Here is a 21,098-nt window from a genome sequence, read left to right on the forward strand (position 1 = left end):
CCGCTTCCCCGCATCACCGCCTGGTGTGCGCACCGGACCCCGGGTGTGCGCACCAGGCTAGAGTCGGYCCGCGGTGCGCCGGGTGCCGCTGCTCTGCCCGCGACGCGCCGCCCACATCGGGGAGACGATCGCGACTAGCGCGACCGCGACACCAACCTGCAGGATGTGCCGGATCCAGTCGAAGCCGCCGGTGTGGCGCACGCCGAGCGCGCTCGCGATTACGTTACCCACCAGCGCGCCGATGATACCGAACCCGACCGTCAGCCAGAGTGGGATGTTCTGCCGACCCCGGACGATCAGACGGGCCAGAAGACCGATCACCAGACCGGCCAGAACGATCCAGAGAATTTGGAACACCGAACACCCTCCAGAGCCTGAGTCTGCCTCCTCTTCGTCTCCATGAACCCGGCTGCACAAACACCGCGGGCACCCGACCTGCACCGGATGCACAAACCTTCCTTATTTGGTTTTTTCCTGGAAAATAGGCCCAATCCGGCGGAACGCCGCCCGTCCGTCAACGCGGAAGATCCCGGACGTCGACGGCCCGCAGATTGATGTTCGCGAATCCCTGGTGCATTCSGGGTACCAGGTCGACCCAGAAATAACCACGCAGCCGGTAGGAACCCTGCACGTAGCCGAAGGAAGCACCGCTGTGCGCCATCTCGGCAAGGCGGTACGTGCTCCCGAAGCACTCCTTCCCCGGCTCGAAGCCGGGCGGCTCCCCCGGCCCGAGCGCCCCGCACGCGTCGAAGAGGGTGAAGTTGGGCCGGTTGTCCCCCCCAAAGTCCGGTCCGGGGTAGAAGGCCCCTTCGTTACCCTCAGCGAGGGTGGAGATGTCGAGGAAGATGATCTGGGTGTCGTGGGCGGCGACGAAGTCGGTGAACGCCTTGGCCTGTGTGAGCTGGCCGACCGTGCCCCGGAACCCGGGGATCGGCCGCCCCGACGACAAACCGGCGGGAGGAACGATGACAGAGGGTGAGGGGAGCCCCAGTGGCCCAGGAGTACGTCCCGATCGGGCCGGGACGTCGTCACGCGACGACGGGGTGGGTGGCACGTCGTGCGGGCCGGGCTCCAGTTCCCCGCCCGTCGCCCGGGAGCTGGCGGCCGTCCCGGGGGCCCGCGGACCGAGGTCGCTGGCGGCCTCGGATGCGCTCAGGGCGGCCAGGCCCGCGAGTGTCGCGGCCAGGGCGGCCAGACCCGCGGTCCGGCGCGGGTGGCGTCGGGCGCGGGCCCGCCGGCCGGACAGGGGCCGCTTCGCCCCGGCGGAAGCTACCTCGGCGGAAGCGGCCACATCATGATCATCTCCAGTCGGCCGGCCACCGGCCGGACCGTCATCCTCGCCGGGCGCGGACCCGCGGACCCGCCCAAGCTCGCCAACCTGCCCGGACTCGCCAACCTGCCCGGACTCGCCAACCTGCCCGGACTCGCCAACCTGCCCGGACTCGCCCGCCGGACCACCGGTCCCGAGTGGCGCCCGGTCCGCTGTCCCCGCGCCGTTTGTCCCCGCGCCGGCGCTCTCCGGCGCATCGAGGCGGATCTGCGTCTTGGCGTCGTGGGTATCCTCCTCCACGGCCGGCAGAAGGCTCCTCACACGGGTCGCCACCGGTGGAGCGAGCCAGGCGTCCCGCAGTATCCGGCGTGTCTCGCGCCCCGGGTCGCCAGTAGACCCGATCAGCACGCGCAGCAACGCGTGGGCGCTCGGCCGGGCCATGGGCTCCTTGAGCAGCGCCGCGCGGACCGCTGGGCGCAGGGCCGGCGGAACATCCCCGGTGTCGGCCTCGTCGTGGACCACCCGGTACAGCAGTGCGTCGGGCCGGCCGGTGCCGAAGGGGGGTCGCCCCGACGCGGCAAACAGTACCGTCAGGCCCCAGGCGAAGACGTCCGCCGGCGGGCCGATCTCGCCGCGTCCAGTGACCTGCTCCGGGGCCATGTAACCCGGGCTGCCCAGCAACACCCCCGTCCTGGTAGCGRCCGTCGCGTCGACCGCCGCCGCGATGCCGAAGTCGATCACTTTCGGGCCGTCCTCGCTGAGGATCACGTTGCCCGGTTTCAGGTCCCGATGGACGATGCCGGCGTCGTGGATGGACTTCAGGGCCTCGGCGAGCCCGGTCGCCAGCGCCATGACGACCGGCATGGCCAGCGCGCCCCGGTCGGCGATCGCCTCGGCGAGGCTCTGGCCGTGGATGTGCTCGGTTGCCATCCACGGATCCTCGGCGTCGGGATCGGCATCGACCAGCCTCGCGGTGCAGGCACCGTCGACCGCCCGGGCGGCCGCGACMTCGCGACGGAACCGGCTGCGGAACTCGGGATCGGCCGTGAAGTCCGACCGGATCACCTTGAGGGCGACCGGCCCTCCGGTCTCGTCGTCGATGCCGAGGTAGACGACTCCCATACCGCCGGAGCCGAGCCGCGCGGTGAGCGTGAACCGGGCGATCCGCTCCGGATCGCCAGAGCGCAGCGACATCGCCGGCACCGCGCCCTCCCTTCCGTCGAGCTTTCCGCCGCGAGCCGACCGACAGCCGGCGAGGATTGGCCGCCGGGGCCGACCGCAGCTCCGAACGTTCCGACGCAGTGGCCGAGGCAACGGTCGATGGAGCATCCCGACAGGCCCGGAGCTCCCGGCCGAGGCACAAGCGGTCGATCCCGACCGATCGGCCTGGCCTGCCGGTTCCAATCAGTTCCGGGGAGCCGACCCAACGACTCGATCCCGGTTGCCACGTCCACCGTGCCAGCTAAATCTGTGACGGATCTGTGACGGAGATGTGACGGTCYGCGCGGTCGAATCACAGCGAGCAAACGAGTCCTGCCCGTGAGCGGATTCCGAGATTCGGAGATCAGGAGATTCGAAGATCAGAAAATAGTTTGATGTTCGCGTAGCCGGATCAGGTCCGGATCCTGCTCKATCGCCTGGATGTCCTCGGCCCGGGCATGGGTGACGAAGTGCTCCATGGGTACTTCGACGAACAGCCCTCGGGCCCGGACCGCGACCCGTCCGGTAGGGCTGTTCAACCGTCCCTCGCCACTGGCGTAGACCCGCCGGCCGAGCACGCCCTCGACCCGCGCGCTCAGGTGCAGGACAGTGCCCACGGGTACCGGCCGCAGGAAGTCCGTCTCCAGCCGGCCGGTCACCAGGCTGGTCCGGGTCAGATGCCCGAGCGCACCCAACGCCTCGTCGAGGGCGCAGCTGAGCAGGCCCCCGTGGGCGAGGCCCGGCGCTCCCTGATGATGCTCGGTCACCTCGAACGTCGCGCACAGCGCGAGCCCGGCATCGGCGTCGACCCGTAGGTGCAGTCCGTGGGCGGACTGGTCACCGCAGGCGAAGCACCGCACGTAGTGGGACGGCAGCACGGTGCCAGGCGCCGGTGYGTTCGCTGGACGTGGCGGGAGTTGTGCTCCCGGTGGCAGATCTGTTCGCAACGGCGTCACGACCCGGACTGTACCGACGCGGTGGGATCCGCCTGGCATCTTGCCGACGTCCCTTCCACCAACCGGCTACACCAACCGGCTACCGGCCGACCCGCGGCCAAGGACTCCGCTCAGCTACCGGCGGCTGGCCGCGCGACGCAGGTGGCGCAACTCGCGGCGCAGCCTGATCTGAGGAATGACACCGATGAGTAGGCCAACGACGAGACCGGCGGCGGCCGAGGCGGCCAGTGCACCCGCGACCGACATCTGCTTGGTCGAACCGAACAGCCAGATGCTCACGCGCGCGTCGTTCTGCACGACGAAGACCACGACAGCGATCGCGATGAGCAGCACCAGCACGGTGATCGCATAGGTGGTGTAGGCAACCCCGCGACGCGGGGGCCGGGCGCCGCCAGTGGGCGCACCCGGGACGCCGGGAGAATCCGGTGCGCCCGGGTGGACCGGCTGGTGCGGCACGGGCGCCACCTCGCCTGAACCACCCGGACCGCCCGGACCGGCTCGACCAACCGAACCAACCGGAACCTGGCCGGCGGGCGTTCCAGGAGGCGAGGCCGCGGGGGTCTGCCCGGCCGGCGCAGGCGCCGCGGGCGCGGACGGAACGGCGGACGGAGAGGCCACACGCCCCGCGTCGCCGAACCCTTGGCCCGGCTGCTTCGGTCCCGTCATGATCTTCCTGTTCCTCGACCCGCCGCCATCCCGCCCGATCGGCCGGCTCCGCGCACCGACAGCCCGATCAGCCCTACGCCCAGGAAGCGTGGACCGGGAAGCACTCTATACTGAAGGAAGCGGACGAGTTGGCCGGGCGGCCGCGTCGGCGCCGGCCGGTCCGGCGTCGCCGAGGAAAGTCCGGGCTCCACAGGGCAGGGCGGTGGGTAACACCCACCCGGGGTGACCCGCGGGACAGTGCCACAGAAAACAGACCGCCGGTGCCGGTCCCGGCGCCGGTAAGGGTGAAACGGTGCGGTAAGAGCGCACCAGCGCCCAGGGTGACCTGGGCGGCTCGGTAAACCCCGCCCGGAGCAAGGTCAGAAGGCCCGTGGCCGTCACAGGTCGCGGACCGCGCAGGCGTTCGAGGGCTGCCCGCCCGAGCCTGCGGGTGGACCGCTGGAGGCTGCCGGCAACGGCAGCCCGAGAGAGATGGTCGCCGCCGGCGAGCCGTGAGGCGAGCCGGTACAGGACCCGGCTTATAGGCCACCTCGTCCGCCTCAGCGGCCCGACCGCTCCCCGGTTTGTACAATCTGGGGATGAGTGAGATGCCGATCAGCGAGGCACGCGACCACCTCGGCGAGATCGTCTCCAAGGCGGAGCACGCCCGGGAGCGGATCGTCCTGACCCGTCACGGTCGCGCGGTCGCGGCAGTAATCTCCATAGAAGATCTCCGTGAGCTGGAAGCGGCAGAGGACGAAGCGGATCTCGCCGTCGCCCGAGAGGCGCTGGCCGCCGAGGAGCCTCGCGTACCCCATGCCGACGTCCTCRCCGAGTTCGGCCTGAACTGACGTGGCGCACACCGTCGAGTGGGCGACTGCGGCGCTGCGAGAGCTGCGCAAGCTCGACGCCTCCGCCGCTCGACGGATCCTGATCGCGGTGACACGACTCGCGGCGGAACCCCGCCCCTCCGGGGCCCGGGCCCTCACCGGCCAACCCACCGGGATACTGCGGATCAGAGTTGGTGAATATCGGGTGATCTACCAAGTCGACCACACCCGCGTTCTCGTCACGATCGTTCACGTCGCCCATCGACGTGAGGTGTACCGGCACCTCTGACCCGAGCGACTCGACACAGTGATATCAAGATCGCCCATCACCTGCCTACGTCCACGACAGGGCCGCTGTCCATGGCGCGCGTTCTATCGACGGATCGGGCCGAACCTGGTCATCGGTGTCGAGGCCGACACCGATCCGAAAAGCCGTCAGGTCGGCCGAAGAACGTCTCGACGACGTGGAGGGTGACGCATGAAGCTCGCAGCTCYCAAGCCTCTCGACCAGGTCATTGAGGACAACCGCGCGGATGCCGAGTTCCGTGACGCACCGGACCGCAGGGCTTTCGCCCGCGACGTTGCGAACAAGGTGGTGCGATACCRCACCGAGCACGGTCTAAGTCAGCGTCAGCTGGCGGCTGTCGTCGGCCTGGTGCAGCCCCAGATCGCCAGGCTGGAGAGAGCCGACCACCAACCCTCCTCCGACACTCGGCGCTGATCATCTCTGGAGGGATCGAAACGCTGGGTCGCCGTCCTCACCTGACTGGTCGTTTCTAGCCATGATGTGGTGACACTGCTACGGTAGGTGGCAATGTCGRTCGAACGGCCGGATGCGAGCGTCGATGCGCCGGCCGCTCCCTGGAGACCGGGGGCTGGGCCGAGCCAGGCCGAGGTGAAGGCGCGGCTGCTCGACCGGCTCACATCACCGGAGGCAGGCTCCCCCGTTTCCGCCGACGGCACCGAATCCGATGGCTTGGCATCCGCAGGCTCGGCCCCTGAAGGCTCGGCGCGGCCGGAGACGGAACGTTCCAGGATCGACGCCAAGCTGGACGCGCTCGACCGCCGGAACACCTCGGATGATCGTGCCCCGTGGCCGGCCGACCGTCGGTCGGTAGAGGACACGCGGTCCGCCGATCCTTCGCCGGTGGAACGCAAGCTCGCGCTGCTCGACCGCGGGCCCGGCGGTGAGATGGACGCGGCCAGGAAGCAGGATCGGCCGGCCGGACCGGAGAAGCTGGGGTGGCGGCTCACGAGGATCTGGCGGGAAAGCCTCCCGACTCGAGATGGACGCGCCTTCTTCGAGAAGTCCGACACGGACATGCGGAGGACCGCGATGGCCGCCGAGCCGGTCCCGGGAACCTACACAGCCGACCTGCATGGCGACCCGTCGGGATTCCGGGTCGGCAAGGTCGCGCTCGACGCCCGGCAGCTCGGCGCGCTCATCCGCGCCGACGAGAACTGGCGCGGCCGACCGGTGCGGCTGCTGTCCTGCGAGACCGGGCAGGGCGACAACCCCGTGGCCCAGAAGGTCGCGGACGAACTCGGGGTCGCGGTGACGGCACCGACCGAGCTGGCCTGGGCCGACGACCGCGGTAACGTGTGGACGACATCAATGACCGAAAATGAGTACGGTCGTCTGGTGCAAACCGTTCCCCATGACGGCTCCTGGATCAATTTTCATCCGAGAGGCGAGGGCAAACAGAATGCCTGAGGTGTTCGGCAACATTAAGATAGCGAAACTGTTCGACGGCACCCAGGACGGCACCCCCTTCGCCGCCGATCGTCCGAAGCTTCCCGCCGGCCGCGAACGGGCAGCATTTCTCGCCTATCTCTGCAAGGGTGAAGTCATCCTGCGCGCGGCGGGCCTCTCGGTGGACCGTTTGGACGAGTCACGCGGGAAGCAAGTTCCCATCGTGTTCTTGACAGACGGGGAATGGGTGTGGAGCGCATCGATCGCCTATTATCTGGAGGAGCACGATCTTCCGCCGGAGCCGGCGTTTCTCGACTATCTCCGCGGCCGGGACTTCACGTATGTGGCGCCGACGGAGGAACAGGTCAGCGCCGCGGCGGCGGCCCTGCGGGCGCGGTAGCGCCGCGGGGCCGGCAGCCTCGGCCCTGACCCCGCATCAACCCGCCTGAGCTGCCCCTATTCGCCGTAGATCGTCTGGCCCGCCAGGTGATGGGTGTCGTTGAACCCGCGTAGCACCGCCGGGCCGTCGGAGTACCAGTCGATGGTCGTCATCGACACCAGATCCAGGTGGAGGCGGTAGAGCACGGCCGGTTCCGCCGCCAGCGCCAGCTGGGCCAACCCCTTGATCGGCGTGACGTGTGAGACGATGAGGACCCGCCCGCCTGGCTGCTCGGCGAGCAGCCGGTCACGCACCCGCGCTACCCGGGCCACGGTGGCGATCAGGCTCTCCCCGCCGGGCGGCGGGACGTGCGGGTCGGCGAGCCAGGCATTGAGCTCATCGGGGAACTTCTCACGCACCTCGGCGAAGGTCAGCCCCTCCCAGGCGCCGAAGTCGGTCTCCCGCAAATCGTCGACGACGACGTAGTCGCGGCCGAGGGCCTCGGCGGTCTGCCGGGCCCGCTTCAGCGGCGAACTGACGACGAGATCGAACGGCTCGTCGCGCAGCCGGTTCGCTACGGCCGCGGCCTGGCCGRGCCCGACGTCGGTCAGGGCCGCCTCGACCGTCCCGCTGAAGCGCTTCTCCACCGAGAGCGGGGTCTGCCCGTGACGCAGCAGCACGGTCGTCGTCGGCGGTGCGGGCGGCGCCATCCAGCCGGAGAGCCGGTTCGTCGTCGGCGCGTGGTGCGGGACCGGGTCCGGGGACTGCGGGACCGCGGGTTCCCAGGCCCGCCCGGCGGCGGCGGCGTCCATCGCCTCGTTCGCGAGCCGATCGGCGTCGGCGTTGCGCGCGCGGGGCACCCACTGGAAACGGACCGCGGGGAACCGGGCGGCGAGTTCCGTCGCCTCGGCCACCAGCGGCCGCATCGCCGGATGCTTGACCTTCCACCGGCCGCTCATCTGCTCGACGACGAGCTTGGAGTCCATCCGGACCTCCAGCTCGGCGTCCGGGGCGATCTCAGCGGCGGCCCGCAGCCCGGCGATCAGCCCGGAGTACTCGGCGACGTTGTTCGTGGCGCGCCCGATCGAGTCCGCGCGCTCGGCCAGCAGCTTCCCCGAGCCGGCGTCGCGGACCACGGCCCCGTAGCCCGCCGGGCCCGGGTTACCCCGCGACCCGCCGTCGGCCTCGATGACCAGCCTGCGCACGGTGCCCATCTACATGCTCCCCTCGTCTACCCCCGAGGCGGGGGTCCCGCCGACGGTGTTACAGCCCCGATTCGGGGGTACGGACCAGGATGCGCCGGCACTCCTCACAGCGCACCACCTCATCCCCCGGCGCCGCCGCCACGGCGCGCAGGTCGCCGCCCGACAGCTCAAGATGGCAGCCCTGGCAGCGGCGGCGCAGCAGGGCCGCGGCGCCCACTCCGCTGGAGGACGCCCGGATCCGCTCGTACAGCGTGACCAGCGCCTCGGGCAGCTCCGGGACGAGAGCGTCGCGGTCATGGCGCAGCCGCGCCACCTCGGCATCGAGCTCGGCGTAGGCCTTGTCCCGCGCGGCCACCGCCGCGTCGAGCTCGGCCTGCAGGGCTGATCGCTGCTGGGACAACGCGGAGAGCCGGCTCTCCAGGCCCTCGACGATCTCCATCTTCTCGAGCGCGTCGTCCTCGAGCACGCCCTGACGACGGGTCAGCGAGGCGAGCTCCGCCTGCAGGTTCTCCAGCTCACGCGGCGTCGAGACGGCGCCGGAATCAAGCCGCTGGGAGTCACGGGCCGAACGGGTCCGCACGAGGTCGATCTCGTTCTCCAGCTTGCGCTGGGCACGCGCGACGTCGCTCAGCTCGGTCCGCACCCCGACGACCTCACCGTCCAACGAGGTCAGCGCGGCGGTGCGCTCGGTGATGACGGCGTGCTCCGGCAGACCGCGTCGGCGGGCCACCGACCGGTCGATACCGGTGTCGAGCGCCTGCAGATCGAGCAGGCGGAGCTGAACTGCTGGATCGGCCTTCATCGATTCCTCACTGGTACGCCTGAACGACTACACCTGGCCGACCTGACCAGACCCGACGCGGCGCCCTCCGTGACCCGGGCCTCCGCGTGACCCGGGCCTCCGCGCCGCCGGCACCGCCTACCGGGACGGAACGTGCACCCGCCAGGGATCGGTSACGATAGCGGATACCGACGTGCTCACCGTACGTCCCCTCGCACGCAGACCGGTGTGCAGGCGGGTGGCGGCCTGGCTCAGCCAGGGCCATTCACTCGCCCAGTGGGCGACATCGACCACCACGACCCCATGCGCACCGACGGCGTCGAGGACGTGGTGATGCCGGCCGTCCGCGGTGACGAGGACGTCCGCTCCCGCGGCCTCGGCTGCGGCGACCAGTTCTCCCCCCGAGCCGCCGCACACCGCGATCCGCCGGACGAGCCGGTCCGCGGTACCCGTCGCCCGGACCCCGCCCGCCGTCGCCGGCAGCGCTCGGACGACCCGGGCGCAGAACCGTTCCAGGGACTCGGCCGCGGGCAGGTCACCGATCCGGCCGAGGCCCCAGCACACGCTCGCCCCGCCGACACCGCCCTCATCACCGACACCACCCTCATCACCGGCGCTGCTCCCGGCACCGCCCTCGTCGGCCCCGGCACCGCCCTCGTCGGCCCCGGCACCGCCCTCGTCGGCCCCGACGTTCGCCGGGGCGGACAGCGGGGCCGGGGCGGACAGCGGGGCGACGTCACGCAACCCCAGCGCGTCGGCAAGCGCGTCACTCACGCCCGGCGCGGCGACATCGGCGTTCGTGTGCACGGTGTACAGGGCGACGCCGGCCCGGATCAGGGTGGCAACGACCCGCCCGCCCGGACCGGTCTCGGCGACGCCGTGYACTCCCCGCAGGAACAGCGGGTGGTGGGTGACGAGCAGCTGAGCTCCCGCCGTGACGGCCTCGGCCGCCACCTCGGGGGTCGGATCCACCGCGAACAGGACCGCCGAGGCCGGCGCGTCCAGATCACCCACCGCCAGTCCCACCGCGTCCCAGGACTCGGCCCAGGACGGAGGGAAGAAACGCTCAAGCACGGCCACACAGTCACGCACTGTCGCTGACGGAAAGGTCACCACCGTGACCCTACCCGCTTCGTCGCAGCGACCTGCCAGCCGGTCACGCTGTCCGGTGCCACACCCGGGCGCCGTGGGGGCGGTCGTTCCGGCCCCGTAACGTCACCGGTGGCAACACGCCTGCGATGTGCTGGCGAGCCGCGAGGAAAGGGCAGTCGTCATGGCGGACGTTTCGGTGCGATTCCAGGTGGCGGGGGATGCCGAGATCGTGCTGAACCTCGCGACCCCGCAGGCTGTCCGGCTGGTGGAAGCCATCATGCGCAAGGTGGCCGAGGCCATGGGTGCGCCGGAACGGCCCGCCGTCGGGGCCATGTGGCCCGACGTGCCATCGGCGCAGGCATCGTTCGCTCCGGACCGGCGCTGAGGCGCTGAGGCACTGAGACGCTGAGACGCCGAGACGCCGAGGCACTGAGACGCCGAGCCACCCGGGCGGCTGCCCGGCTCCGGCCGGGTGGACGCCCGCCGCCGGCTATGTTGGYGCAATCCCTCTAAACAAAGCAGGCGAAGGCACCAGATCGGCACTCTGCGTACTTGTTTCCACAAAAGCCGGCACAACAAAGCCGCAACACGATACAACTCCGCACAGCCATCCCCACCGAAAGGAAAACGATCAAGTATGGCGGGGGACGTACCGGCCGACGAACACGCGCTCATCATCTCGGCCGGAGGGGAGACGGGCCGAGCACTCCGTGCGGCGTTCGCGGCGATCGCACCCACCGACGCGTCCTCGGATGACGGGGTAGACCAGACCGCCGAGGGCGACGGCTCGCCAGCCGATCCCACCCTGGCCAACGAACGACGGCCGCTGCACCGCTACGGCAGGGTCCACGTGTTGGGCCAGCCTCGGGGCACCTCCACGGCGACGGCGGAGCGCACCGCCGCCCGGCTGGCGGCGGCGGTACTCCCCCCCGCGGACGGCAGCGTCGTGTCGACCACCGGGGTGTCGCCCGGGCTGAACCGCGCCGAGACGCTCGGGCTGGACGCCTTCCGCCTGCGGGCCAGCGCCGCCTACCGGCAGCTCAAGCAGGAACGTCCCCGCGACGGCCGGCCATGGGACATGGACCGGCCCTGCACCGACATCCCGCCGCCCCGGGGCAGCTCGCCTGATCCGGACCAGCCGACACCACATGCCCAGCCGACACCACATGCCCAGCCGACACCGCATGCCCAGCCGAACGGGCGGGCCGAGGCCCAGAGCCCGACCTCCGCGCCCACGGACACCCGGGCCACGGACACCCGGGCCACCGCGCAGATCGCCCAGGCGTCCTCCCCCACCAGCGCGGCGCTGGAGGGATCGGTGGCCGTCGGGCTGATCCTCGTGGAAGGGCCGACCACCGCGCTGCAACTGACCGCCGCGGAACGCACCAAGATCGTAGCTGAGGTGCAGAACGGGTTGTCCTGGTACGCAACCACGAACCCGGCTGCCGACCTGACCTTCCACTACGACATCCAGATCGTGCGGCTGTCCGTCCCACCGGACCCGAACGCGCCCGACCTCGAGGCGCTGTGGCGTGACCCCACCATGAGCCGGCTCGGCTACGCGGCCAGCTTCGACGGCGTCTACGACTACGTCGACGCGCTCCGGTCCCGGCTCGGCACMCGGTCCGCCTACTGCGCGTTCTTCACCAAGTATCCGCTGGGATACTTCGCGTACTCCTCGGTGGGTGGCCCCCGGCTCGTGATGTCCGTCGACAACGACGGCTGGGGACCGGACAATATCGACCGGGTCTTCACCCACGAGACCGGCCACATCTTCGGCGCTCCGGACGAGTACGCGGGCGCCCAGTGCGACTGCGGCGGTCGGTGGGGGGCGTTCCACGCCCCGAACGGCAACTGCGACGCCTGCGCGCCCGCGCCCGTCGACTGCCTGATGCGCTCGAACAGTTTCGCGCTGTGCCGCTACACCCCCAGCCACATCGGCTGGGGCCACGGAGTAAGCGGCAACCCGGCGCTCGTCCAGGCCAGGGGGCTCGGCCAGATCGGCAACTTCGACGCCGTCGTCCCGTCGGCCTTCGCCGGGCTGACCCACGTCTGGCGGGACAACGACGCGGCTGGCTTCCCCTGGATGGCCCCGTGGCAGACGGCTCAGGAGCTCGGCCGGATCGATGCCGCCACCATGATCCAGAGCACCCTGGCCAGGCCGGGACCCCTCGAGGTCGCCGTCCGGGTCGGCTCGACGCTGTACTTCCTGTGGCGGGACTCCACCGGCGCCTTCGCCTGGCACCCGCCGACCCGCCTCGTCCAGGGGGTGGGGGGCGTTCCGTCKCTGGTGCAGAGCCGGCTGGGCACCAAGGGCAACTTCGAACTGCTCGTGCCCGCCGCGGACGTCGGCATCCTGCACCTGTGGCGCAACCATGACATCCACGGATTTCCGTGGAGCACTCCGAAGCTGTTCGGCGCGAACCTCGGGCGCGTCGACGCCGTCAGCCTCATCCACGGCACGCTGGGCGGCGGCAACGGGATGCTGGAAGCGGTCGCCCGGGTCGGCAACCGGCTCRTGCACCTCACCCGCGACAACGGGGCGGTCTGGCGCACCGGCCCCGTCTTCGCCGAGGGCGTGACGGGCAATCCGGCGCTCATCCAGAGCGCCTTCCCCGACGGCTCCCGCAACTTCGAGGTGGTCGTCCCCGCCGCGGACCGCGGGCTCATCCACTTCTACCGGAACAACGGCGCGCCCTCCCCGGGCTGGAGCGGACCGCGGCCGTTCGCACCGGAGCTGGGCCGGGTGGACGCCGTCTCGATGATCCAGAGCAACTTCGACGGGCATCTGGAGGTGCTCGCCCGCGTCGGCGACCGGCTCCACATGGTCTGGCGTTCGTCGGGCCCCGGTGCAAGCTGGTCGGTCCCCCGGCGCGTGTTCTGAGCCGCCGCGCGTGTTCTGAGCCGCCGCGCGTGTTCTGAGCCGCCGCGCGGGGTCATCCGGCCGGCGCCGCCCCGGGTGGCCGGTCGGGCGGGAGGTACCCCGGCGTGTCCCAGGGYTCACCACCTGCGGGATCGCGGCGCTTGGCGCCCCTCCGCGCCAGCCAGCCGTCGACGAACAGGCTCTCGGCTGCGGTGAGGGTCTCCCGCAGCGCCGGGGGAACCTGATCGATGAAGACCCCGCACACCCCGGGCAGGGCAGCCACCTCCGGCGCCCGGGAGGGGGGCAGCGCCACGAGAGCCAGCCGGGGGCGCAAGGCCGAGGTCACGGTGCCGAGGACGGSCAGTTCGGCCAGTGGGTCGACACCCGTGCCGGTCGAGAAGCCCCGGTCCGGCCGATGGAAGACGACCAGTAGCTCCGGCTCGGTTTCCCACACCGGGCCATTGTCCCGCGAACGAACCCGGATGGAAGGTCCCCAGGCACCGACGGTCCACCGCCCGGGCTCCCGGTCCACCGCCCGAACCCGCGCCCGGTGAGAATCACAGCCCTTCGTGGATGGACACCATGGCTACCGGGGGACAGGGTTGGGACAAACGTCCGACTCCTGGTCGTGGACCCGCCCCAGGCGGTCCTCGCCCGACCGCCGCCGGCCGCTTCCGGTCCCGTCCGGGGCCGGAGAGGGCAGGGCAGGAAGAAGGCACCGCAGTTGAGCGAGCGGCTTCCTCTGTTCCCGCTCGGGACGGTCCTGCTCCCCGGGCTGGTCCTACCCCTGGAGATCTTCGAGGAACGGTACCGGATCTTGGTGCGGAAACTGCTCGAGCAGCCCGCCGACCAGGTCCGACGGTTCGGAGTGATCGCCATCCGGCGAGGCCGGGAGGTGGGTCCGGYCCTGCCGGCGATCCACGACGTGGGCTGCACCGCCGTGCTGCGGCGCGTCCAGGAACACTCCGACGGGCGGTTCTCGCTCATCACGGTGGGCGGTGACCGGTTCCGGATCCGCACGGTGGACCGGCACAGCGAGCCCTACCTCGTCGGGGATGTYGACTACCTGCCGGACGACGTCGGCGACACCGACGACACCGACGACACCGTTCCGGCAGTCCAGCGTCTGCTCCGAACCTACGCCGACCGGCTCGCCGCCACCGGCACCGTGCAGATCTCRCTGCCGGACCTCCCCGACGACCCGATCGCCCTTTCGTACGTGATCGCCGCCGCCGCCGTCACCGACGTCACCGAACGTCAGGGGCTGCTCGCCGCGCCGGACGCGGCCAACCGACTGCGGGCCGAACGGGCGCTGCTCCGCCGGGAGATCGGCCTCCTGGAAAAGATCACCACCATCGGATCGAGCGAGTTGCGCCGGGTCGATCCCAGCCCGAACTGACCCCCGCCCGAACTGACCCCAGCCCGAACCGTGGGACGTTCGCCACCCGGGGGATCGACGCTCAGTCCCCAGCCCCGACCTCAGCCCCAGCCCCGTGGCCGGGCGCGTCGCCGGGCGCGGTCGGACCCCGCCTGTCCTCGGCGGCGTCCGACTGGGCCCGCGAGGTCACCCACAGCCCGACGAGGAGTACGAGCAGGGCGGTCACCGGCATGACAAAGTAGAGCCCGCCCGCGCGGACCTTCATGTCCACCAGGTCGGTGAGCAGCGGAGAGGCGTCCTTCGGCAGCGCGTGCAGCAGCTGGGGCGAGCGCCGCAGGTGGCCGATCCAGCCGGCGATCAGCGAGCCGCCGATACCGCCCGCGGCGAGCCCGACCGGGACCGGCCATCCCGCGTCCCGGACCCGCCAGCACGCCACGGCACCGCCGATCACGCCGGCGACCGCGCAGATCAGGGCGAACCGGACGTCGATGTCGCTCTGGACCGTAAACGCCGATTCATGCCCGTCCAACGCCACGGCAAGATCCAGATGCGGCGCGGTCGCGGCCCAGAGCAGGCCGAGCGGGAAGCCGGCGAGCGCCATCGCCGCCGCGCAGATCAGGCCGGCGACGGCCGCCGAACGAGCACCGAACGCCCGGCCCGGGTTCCGCCCGGGCGGCGCCGGTTCACCGGCCGCGGGGACGGCGATCGCCGGATCGAGGGTCGGCTGACCAGGGTGGTGCGGCCCGTCCCCGGGTGGGACGTCCCCGGGTGGGACGGACAGCGCGACCGGCTCGRCTCCGCGGATGCCCGACGACCGCTCCATCATGACGCGCTTTCTGCCACTGGCTGTCTGTCTCCTCGTCCCCGGCCTACCAGCATCCCCGGCCTACCAGCATCCCCGGCCTACCAGCATCCCCGGCCTACCAGCATCCCCGGCCTACCAGCGCGTTGTCGCCGACCGGCCGCAGGCCGTTGACCCTACCGCGCCGGTCGGTCCCGCAGCAGTCCTGCTACTACGCTGGCCCCGCTAACTATGACGCCCTCAGGACGTGCCGACACGGCGCAGTGCCATCGCCGCGACAGACAGCGCCACCATCCCGACGGCGGCGCAGATCCCGAGGTCGAGGACCACCTTCGCCCAGTCGACACCGGGTTGGAAGGCGGCCGCGAGGGCGTCCACCGCGTAGCTGCTGGGCAACGCGTCCCGCGCCCAGCGGCCGACCTCGGGCAGCCGGCCGGAGGGGATCACACCGAAGAACAGCACGATGCTCATTCCGAGCTGGCCGGCGACGGTCGCGAGCTCCGGCCGAGGGGCGAGCAGGCCGATCGCCGCCCCGAGCCCGGACAGGCAGATCCCGGCGAGCGCCACGACGGGCAGCAGCAGCCACAGGCCGGACAGCGGCAGCCCGTAGAGCAGCGCCCCCAGCACCGCGGTGACGACAGTGCCGGGCGCCGCGAAGGTCGCGTACGAGGCCGCCGTGCCCAGCACCACCGCGACGCCGGGCACCGGCAACGTGAGGTAGTAGTCCAGGGCACCGGCCGCCCGCAGCGCCCCGAACCGCTGGGCCAGCAGGTTCAACGCGACGAAGGCGACCACGAGCACCGTGGAACCCGCCACGACCTGCCCGGCGGCCGTGGTGTCGCCGACGTCGAGGATCCCGCGCAGCAGCACGAGGATCCCGACCGACTGGAACGACGCGACGAACAACAGGGGGATCCGTCCCACCTTGGAGCGGGCGAGCTGCCCGCGGTAGACCGCACCGAACGCGGTGCGGAACGACGTCGGCGGCGGCAGCTGCGGCGGGGCACTGCTCGGCGGGGCGGAGGCCGACACCGGCCGCGTGGCGGGAGCCGGGCGGCCATCCGCGACCGATGGCGCCGGCACCCCGGGTGCCCCGCCACCGGGTGCCCCGCGCGCGTCCGGAACGACGGTCACCGGAAAATCACGATCATGCGCGCTCCAGGTCCCGCGACCTGCCGCCGAGGGTGAGGTACACGTCCTCCAGCGAGGGGGTGGCGAGACTGAAATCGTCCAGCGCGGCGAACGCCGGGCCGGCGGTCAACCGGCCGAGGGCGTCACGGGCCGCGGCCGGAGCCAACCGGATGGTMCACCGCCGTCCGTTGACCACGGCGAGCGCGGCCAACGTCGCGACGGTGGGGTCGTCCGCGGGCGGGTCGTGGCGCCACGCGAGGTCGAGCCGGACGTCACCGGACAACGATGCCTTGAGCTGGCCCGGAGTGTCGCAGGCGATCACCCGCCCGGCATCCAGGACGGCGACCCGGTCAAGCACCGACTCCGCCTCGAGGACGTTGTGCGTGATCAGCAGGACGGTGACACCGACGGTGTCCCGGCGACGTTGCAGCGCCGACCACACGGCCCGCCGGGCGACGGGGTCGAGGCCGGTGGTCGGCTCGTCGAGGACGAGCATCGGCCGGTCCCCCACCAGGGTGGTAGCGACACACGCCAGCCGGCGTTGCCCACCGGACAGCTTCGACAGCGGGCGATGCGCCACCGCCTCCAGACCGAGCTCGCCGAGCACGGCGTCACGGACCGCCCGCACGGCGGAGCGGGGGACGCCGCGCATGCGGGCGGTGGTCGCCACGGCGGTGGCGACCGGCAGCTCGGCCAGCGCGAGATCGTCCTGGCCCAGATAGGCGGCGAGCCGGGCCGGCAGACCGCGGGCGGCCAGCACGTCGCGGCCAAAAAGGGTAATCGTGCCCGCGTCCGGCCGCAGCAGACCCATCAACTGGCGGACCAGCGTGGTCTTCCCGGCGCCGTTCGGCCCGAGCACCCCGAACACCTCGCCCTGCCGGACGTCGAGATCGATCCGATCATTGGCGAGAACGGCATGCTCACCCGTCCCGTGCCGCCGGGTGAGCCCGCGGACCGCGTAGCTCAACACATCGACCATTGTCGCAGTCGGAGCCGGTCGATGGTCCCGGGCCGACAACGGGCGCTGATCACACCGCGCTKCTCATCCACACCACGACGTCGAGCATCCGCAGCGGGGTGATCGGGGGACCCGCGACGGGTACCAGCGCCCCGAGCCGGCGGAACTCCTCGGCGTTCTCCCGCAGGTCGTACTGCATCGCGCGGATGAGCAGGCCCATGTACTGCCGCCAGGACCGCCCGTCCCGCGGCGACGGCGGGACGCAGTCCTCGTGCTGGTAGAAGATCCTCACCTTGGAGTCGAACAACGGGACCRGGGCGGGCCGCTTGCGGTGCAGCACCTTGGCGATGAGGGAGCCCTTGACGTCCCGGTCGGAGACGTCCGGGTCGTCGAGGGGGTCGTAGAGCGCGGCGACCAGATCGAGGGTGACCTCGTCGGCCTCGATGAGCTCGATGCCGGGAGGAAGCCTGTCCAACGCCCGCTGCAGCAACGGCATCAGCGCGGTGAGCGTGTGCATCCGATCCAGGTCCACGTGGACGCCGAGCAGGCACGGGGCCAGGAGATCCCCGGTGCACAGCAGATCCGGATCACTATTGGTGACCAGGCCGTCGTAGTACGGGTAGGCGTAGCGCAGACCTCGCTTGCGCGGCMCCAGGTACTCCTCGAGCAGGCTCTCCGCGTCGAAGACCTCCCGGGTGCCCTTCGCCAGCTTCAACCTGGGTCTCCTCATCATGATCCGTGAACTCCCCGGCCGGTCGCAACCCCAGGTGACGAAGCCGGTCTCGCCCCTCATCCTCTCCTGTCCCGGTCGACGATGGCGCAGGGGTCGGATGCCACGCCAGAACGGTCACCGTCCGCCACCCGTGCCCGGCACGTCGTCCGATCATGCGGACGGCTCAACCGGATCAGCGACGGTCCGGGGACAGTGGGATGAATCTCACACCCGGCGGCCCGCTTCCCGGTGGGGCCGGATCCACCACCCGCACCCGGGGATCGGTTTCGAGCTGCGAGAGYCGGCCGGCCGGGGCGCGGACCACCACGGCGAACAGACACCCGCACCCGGCCCGCAGGTCGTTCGCCGCCCGCCGCTCGCGGTCGGCGGCGGCGGTGTTGCCGACCTGTGTGTCGGCGGCGGCTCGGGCGTCCGCCTGGGCCGCCGCCGACCCGAAGGCCGCCCGGACGTCGGCCACCGGATCGCGCACGACGGCCTGCTCCTGTTCACCCCCGATACCGGCGGTGAAGAACACCTGGACGGTCCGGAAGTCGCCGAACACCTCGAGCAGGTCGGCGGGGGTGCGGGGCGCGGTGAGACTGGCCACGGCGTAGAGATCGGCGCCGGGGGCGGCCGAGGTCAGCAACGCGAGGTTCTGCCGGCTGGCGCCGAGGTAGTCGGCGACCGGGTCGTTCGGCCCGGGGCCGATCGTCACCGCGGGCAGCGCGGGCGCCACCGGCTGGTCGGGCGCCGCCGGCTGGTTCGCGGACGTCGCTGCCTGCTCGGTCGCCGAGGAGGACGGTCCGGACGACGGAGCATGATCGACGCCCTGCAGGATCGCGGCCGTCGCGCTCACCACGATCAACGCGACGAGTCCGAGGACGAGCATCCGGACGCCCCAGTCCACCACCCCGCCGGGCGTGACTCCGGCCACGTCGAGCAGGGCCGGCGGACCGTCATCGTCGTCGGAGCCGGCAGGCGAGGGCCGGACCCGGTCCCGGGTCCGGCGGACCCGACCGATCTCCCGCTCCGCCAGGCCCACCATCCACGCCCGGACGATCGCGATCGCGCGAGAGGTCGCCGGCAGCGTGCGGGCGTCGACCCGATCGAGCAGCGCCCCCAACCCGTGGACCGGTGGGCGCACGGTGGACCACCCCCGGCAGGCGGGGGCCGGGGCCGGCACCGCTCCCCCGGGTGCCGCGGGAGCGGGCACCGGCGCCGAGGTCGCCTCCCCGAGCGTCGCCGGCTCCGTCATGGCTGGTCCCGCAGCCGTTCCACCGCCTCGGCCAGGTCAGCCGGGTCCGGACTGGTGAACTCGACCCGTCCGCCGTGACCGGGATGATCGAAGGACAGCCGCGCCGCGTGCAGCCACTGGCGGGTCAGGCCGAGCCGCTCGGCGAGCGTGGGATCGGCCCCGTAGGCGAGATCCCCGACACACGGGTGCCGCAGGGCGGACATGTGCACCCGGATCTGGTGGRTGCGCCCGGTCTCCAATCGCACGGACAGCAGGGAGGCGGCCCGRAACGCCTCCTGGAGGTCGTAGTGGGTGATACTCGGCTTGCCGTCCGCGACGACGGCGAACAGCCCCGGCCGGCGCGGATGCCGGTCGATCGGGGCGTCCACGGTGCCCCGCAGCGGATCGGGATGGCCCTGCACCACGGCCCGGTAGCGCTTGTCCACCGTACGGTCAYGAAACGCCCGTTTCAGCAGGGTATATGCGCGCTCGCTCTTGGCGACCACCATCACCCCGGTGGTACCGACGTCGAGACGGTGCACCACCCCCTGACGCTCGGCCGCGCCCGAGGTGGAAATGCGGTATCCCGCGGCGGCCAACGCCCCGATCACGGTCGGTCCGGTGAAGCCGGGCGCCGGATGGACGGCGACCCCGACCGGCTTGTCCACCACGATGATGTCGTCGTCGTCGTAGAGAATGCCGAGAGCCTCGACCGGCGTGGGTTCCACCGCCACCGGACGCGGCGGAGCGGGCAGCCGGACCTCCAGCCAGGCACCGCCGCTGACCCGGTCGGACCGGCCCCGGACCTTCCCGTCGAGGCTCGCCTGGCCGTCGTCGACGAGCGCGGCGGCCACGGTCCGCGACAGCCCGAACATCCTCGCGATCGCCGCGTCGAGACGGACGCCGTCGAGCCCGTCCGGGACCGGCAGGGACCGCAGGTCACCGCCCGTGATGGTCACTGCCCCCGCCGGGGGGATGATGCTCGGCGTAGCGCGTGCCGTCCAGACCCACGCCGCGCAGGGACAGGATGACCGCGAGCACGCCGCCGCAGACGATCGCGGAGTCGGCCACGTTGAAGATGGGCCAGTAGTGGAGGTGGACGAAGTCCACGACGTGACCGCGCAGGGGACCGGGCGCGCGGAAGAGGCGGTCGGCGAGGTTGCCCACCGCCCCGCCGAGCAGGGCGCCGAGCACGAGAGCCCACCCCACCGACCGCAGCCGGCGGGCGGTGAACACCACCACCGCGACCACGGCCAGGGCGACCAGGCTGAGTAGCACCGTCGCGCCGCCCGCGAGGCTGAAGGCCGCTCCGGAGTTGCGGGTGAGCTCCAGGTCGAGCAGGCCGGGGATGACCTCGACAGGCCCCCGGTCAGACAGGGTGGCCACCGCGACATGCTTGGTGAGGATGTCCGACAGCAGGACGATCGCCGCCGCGACCGTCAGCGTGGCCACCGCCCGGCGGGAACCGACGGTAGGGCGAGCCTCGTCCCGCCCGTGCGGCACCGGCGTCGACCCCCCGGGCGGGGCCGAGGGCTTCGTCGACATCGCCGGCGCGACGGACCCCGCGCCCGGGGTGACGCCCCCCGGCGCGGTCACCGCGTGATCGACGGGATCTTCGGACACACCGCTCCCGATGGTCGGCACCTCTCCTACCGGACCACTCTACGGCCCCGAGTCCCGACGATGAACCGGCCGCGCGGCGAAGGGCCGAGCCGGGGACGGGACCACTCGTCCCGCTGAGCTACGCTGATGGACAGCGGTACGGCGTGGACGGGGACGAGTAGCGGCGGGCGCAGCCCGAGCGAGYCGGGGTCGGTGGAAGCCCGGTGGCCAGCGCGTCGCGAAGATCACCCCCGAGCCGCCGGAAGAACGGAATCCGGTCGACCATCGGGTCCCCAGTAGATCCGGCCGCCGCGAGGACAACGAGGGGCCATCCCTCGGCCCGATCCGGCCGAGCGGGTGCGCAAGG

At 71.8% G+C, this 21,098-nt stretch carries 22 protein-coding genes and 1 other RNA gene; 8 read left to right on the forward strand and 15 right to left on the reverse strand.

The genetic code is table 11. The features are described 5' to 3' along the window. Positions 1-57: 57 nt before the first annotated feature. From Manayef4_RS21205 to Manayef4_RS26300, 4 genes are all read right to left on the reverse strand, one after another. The gene (locus tag Manayef4_RS21205; RefSeq protein ID WP_070133076.1) at positions 58-357 is read right to left on the reverse strand and encodes a GlsB/YeaQ/YmgE family stress response membrane protein; all 300 of its coding nucleotides are present in this window, start codon (positions 355-357) and stop codon (positions 58-60) included. Positions 358-514: 157 nt separating this feature from the next. After that, on the reverse strand, positions 515-2,464 hold the full coding sequence (locus Manayef4_RS21210; protein WP_254665788.1) for a serine/threonine-protein kinase: 1,950 nt from the start codon (positions 2,462-2,464) through the stop codon (positions 515-517). Between the two features lie 386 nt (positions 2,465-2,850). After that, the gene (locus Manayef4_RS21215; protein WP_023840522.1) at positions 2,851-3,348 is read right to left on the reverse strand and encodes a PaaI family thioesterase; all 498 of its coding nucleotides are present in this window, start codon (positions 3,346-3,348) and stop codon (positions 2,851-2,853) included. 192 nt (positions 3,349-3,540) lie between these two features. Continuing rightward, a complete protein-coding gene (locus Manayef4_RS26300; protein ID WP_023840523.1) occupies positions 3,541-3,882 on the reverse strand; it encodes a lipopolysaccharide assembly protein LapA domain-containing protein in 342 nt (113 codons plus the stop codon). Between the two features lie 334 nt (positions 3,883-4,216). Here Manayef4_RS26300 and rnpB point away from each other — a divergent pair. The 5 genes from rnpB (at position 4,217) to Manayef4_RS21250 (ending at position 6,994) form a co-directional block, all read left to right on the forward strand. After that, positions 4,217-4,629, forward strand: an RNA gene (gene rnpB, locus Manayef4_RS21225) — RNase P RNA component class A. Positions 4,630-4,670: 41 nt separating this feature from the next. Beyond that, positions 4,671-4,922 carry a type II toxin-antitoxin system Phd/YefM family antitoxin gene (locus Manayef4_RS21230; protein ID WP_254665781.1) on the forward strand — a complete coding sequence of 84 codons (252 nt, stop codon included), beginning with the start codon at positions 4,671-4,673 and terminating at the stop codon, positions 4,920-4,922. Position 4,923: 1 nt separating this feature from the next. After that, on the forward strand, positions 4,924-5,190 hold the full coding sequence (locus Manayef4_RS21235; protein ID WP_023840524.1) for a type II toxin-antitoxin system RelE/ParE family toxin: 267 nt from the start codon (positions 4,924-4,926) through the stop codon (positions 5,188-5,190). 525 nt (positions 5,191-5,715) lie between these two features. Then, positions 5,716-6,615 (forward strand): hypothetical protein, encoded by a 900-nt coding sequence (locus Manayef4_RS21245; protein WP_070133083.1) that lies wholly within the window; start codon positions 5,716-5,718, stop codon positions 6,613-6,615. After that, the gene (locus Manayef4_RS21250) at positions 6,608-6,994 is read left to right on the forward strand and encodes a hypothetical protein (RefSeq protein ID WP_011435881.1); all 387 of its coding nucleotides are present in this window, start codon (positions 6,608-6,610) and stop codon (positions 6,992-6,994) included. Before Manayef4_RS21245 ends, Manayef4_RS21250 begins: the two co-directional genes overlap by 8 nt. 56 nt (positions 6,995-7,050) lie before the next feature. On the opposite strand, the gene Manayef4_RS21255 is transcribed toward Manayef4_RS21250, so the two are convergent. The 3 genes from Manayef4_RS21255 to Manayef4_RS21265 all read right to left on the reverse strand — a co-directional run bounded on the left by Manayef4_RS21255 (position 7,051) and on the right by Manayef4_RS21265 (position 10,075). After that, a complete protein-coding gene (locus Manayef4_RS21255; RefSeq protein WP_070133085.1) occupies positions 7,051-8,187 on the reverse strand; it encodes a bifunctional RNase H/acid phosphatase in 1,137 nt (378 codons plus the stop codon). 49 nt (positions 8,188-8,236) lie between these two features. Beyond that, the gene (locus Manayef4_RS21260) at positions 8,237-8,980 is read right to left on the reverse strand and encodes a C4-type zinc ribbon domain-containing protein (protein WP_011435879.1); all 744 of its coding nucleotides are present in this window, start codon (positions 8,978-8,980) and stop codon (positions 8,237-8,239) included. 117 nt (positions 8,981-9,097) lie between these two features. Next, positions 9,098-10,075 carry a Nif3-like dinuclear metal center hexameric protein gene (locus tag Manayef4_RS21265; RefSeq protein WP_023840528.1) on the reverse strand — a complete coding sequence of 326 codons (978 nt, stop codon included), beginning with the start codon at positions 10,073-10,075 and terminating at the stop codon, positions 9,098-9,100. Between the two features lie 157 nt (positions 10,076-10,232). Here Manayef4_RS21265 and Manayef4_RS21270 point away from each other — a divergent pair, with 157 nt between their 5' ends. Next, entirely contained in the window at positions 10,233-10,436 is a 204-nt protein-coding gene (locus Manayef4_RS21270) for a hypothetical protein (RefSeq protein WP_011435877.1), read from the forward strand. Positions 10,437-10,688: 252 nt separating this feature from the next. After that, entirely contained in the window at positions 10,689-12,935 is a 2,247-nt protein-coding gene (locus tag Manayef4_RS21275) for a hypothetical protein (RefSeq protein WP_070133087.1), read from the forward strand. Positions 12,936-12,987: 52 nt separating this feature from the next. Here the strand turns inward: Manayef4_RS21275 and Manayef4_RS21280 are convergent, their stop codons facing one another. Continuing rightward, positions 12,988-13,368 (reverse strand): hypothetical protein, encoded by a 381-nt coding sequence (locus tag Manayef4_RS21280; RefSeq protein WP_070133089.1) that lies wholly within the window; start codon positions 13,366-13,368, stop codon positions 12,988-12,990. A 270-nt stretch (positions 13,369-13,638) separates the two neighbouring features. Here Manayef4_RS21280 and Manayef4_RS21285 point away from each other — a divergent pair, with 270 nt between their 5' ends. Continuing rightward, on the forward strand, positions 13,639-14,313 hold the full coding sequence (locus tag Manayef4_RS21285; protein WP_070133091.1) for an LON peptidase substrate-binding domain-containing protein: 675 nt from the start codon (positions 13,639-13,641) through the stop codon (positions 14,311-14,313). 61 nt (positions 14,314-14,374) lie between these two features. Here the strand turns inward: Manayef4_RS21285 and Manayef4_RS21290 are convergent, their stop codons facing one another. From Manayef4_RS21290 to Manayef4_RS21320, 7 genes are all read right to left on the reverse strand, one after another. Further along, positions 14,375-15,118: a hypothetical protein gene (locus Manayef4_RS21290; protein WP_070133092.1), complete on the reverse strand. Its 744-nt coding sequence runs from the start codon at positions 15,116-15,118 to the stop codon at positions 14,375-14,377. 216 nt (positions 15,119-15,334) lie between these two features. Then, positions 15,335-16,126: an ABC transporter permease gene (locus Manayef4_RS21295; RefSeq protein ID WP_232234952.1), complete on the reverse strand. Its 792-nt coding sequence runs from the start codon at positions 16,124-16,126 to the stop codon at positions 15,335-15,337. 115 nt (positions 16,127-16,241) lie between these two features. Beyond that, positions 16,242-17,204 (reverse strand): ABC transporter ATP-binding protein, encoded by a 963-nt coding sequence (locus tag Manayef4_RS21300; RefSeq protein ID WP_070133094.1) that lies wholly within the window; start codon positions 17,202-17,204, stop codon positions 16,242-16,244. A 49-nt stretch (positions 17,205-17,253) separates the two neighbouring features. Continuing rightward, entirely contained in the window at positions 17,254-17,898 is a 645-nt protein-coding gene (locus Manayef4_RS21305) for a DUF6308 family protein (RefSeq protein ID WP_070133095.1), read from the reverse strand. Positions 17,899-18,088: 190 nt separating this feature from the next. Continuing rightward, positions 18,089-19,150, reverse strand: coding sequence for a hypothetical protein (locus Manayef4_RS21310; protein ID WP_023840533.1), 1,062 nt, complete (start codon positions 19,148-19,150; stop codon positions 18,089-18,091). After that, on the reverse strand, positions 19,147-20,088 hold the full coding sequence (locus Manayef4_RS21315) for an RluA family pseudouridine synthase (protein ID WP_070133097.1): 942 nt from the start codon (positions 20,086-20,088) through the stop codon (positions 19,147-19,149). Before Manayef4_RS21315 ends, Manayef4_RS21310 begins: the two co-directional genes overlap by 4 nt. Beyond that, positions 20,069-20,752, reverse strand: coding sequence for a signal peptidase II (locus Manayef4_RS21320; protein WP_023840534.1), 684 nt, complete (start codon positions 20,750-20,752; stop codon positions 20,069-20,071). The genes Manayef4_RS21315 and Manayef4_RS21320 overlap by 20 nt, the downstream gene beginning before the upstream one ends. Between the last annotated feature and the right edge of the window lie 346 nt (positions 20,753-21,098).

Origin of the sequence: Frankia sp. CgMI4 (assembly GCF_001756285.1) — a bacterium.
GTDB lineage: Bacteria > Actinomycetota > Actinomycetes > Frankiales > Frankiaceae > Frankia > Frankia casuarinae.

What these genes read in the sequence shown, in the direction of transcription:
- Manayef4_RS21250 (WP_011435881.1), top strand. Translation starts at nt 6,608, where the DNA reads ATGCCTGAGGTGTTCGGCAACATTAAGATAGCGAAACTGTTCGACGGC.
- Manayef4_RS21260 (WP_011435879.1), bottom strand. Translation starts at nt 8,980, where the DNA reads ATGAAGGCCGATCCAGCAGTTCAGCTCCGCCTGCTCGATCTGCAGGCG.
- Manayef4_RS21270 (WP_011435877.1), top strand. Translation starts at nt 10,233, where the DNA reads ATGGCGGACGTTTCGGTGCGATTCCAGGTGGCGGGGGATGCCGAGATC.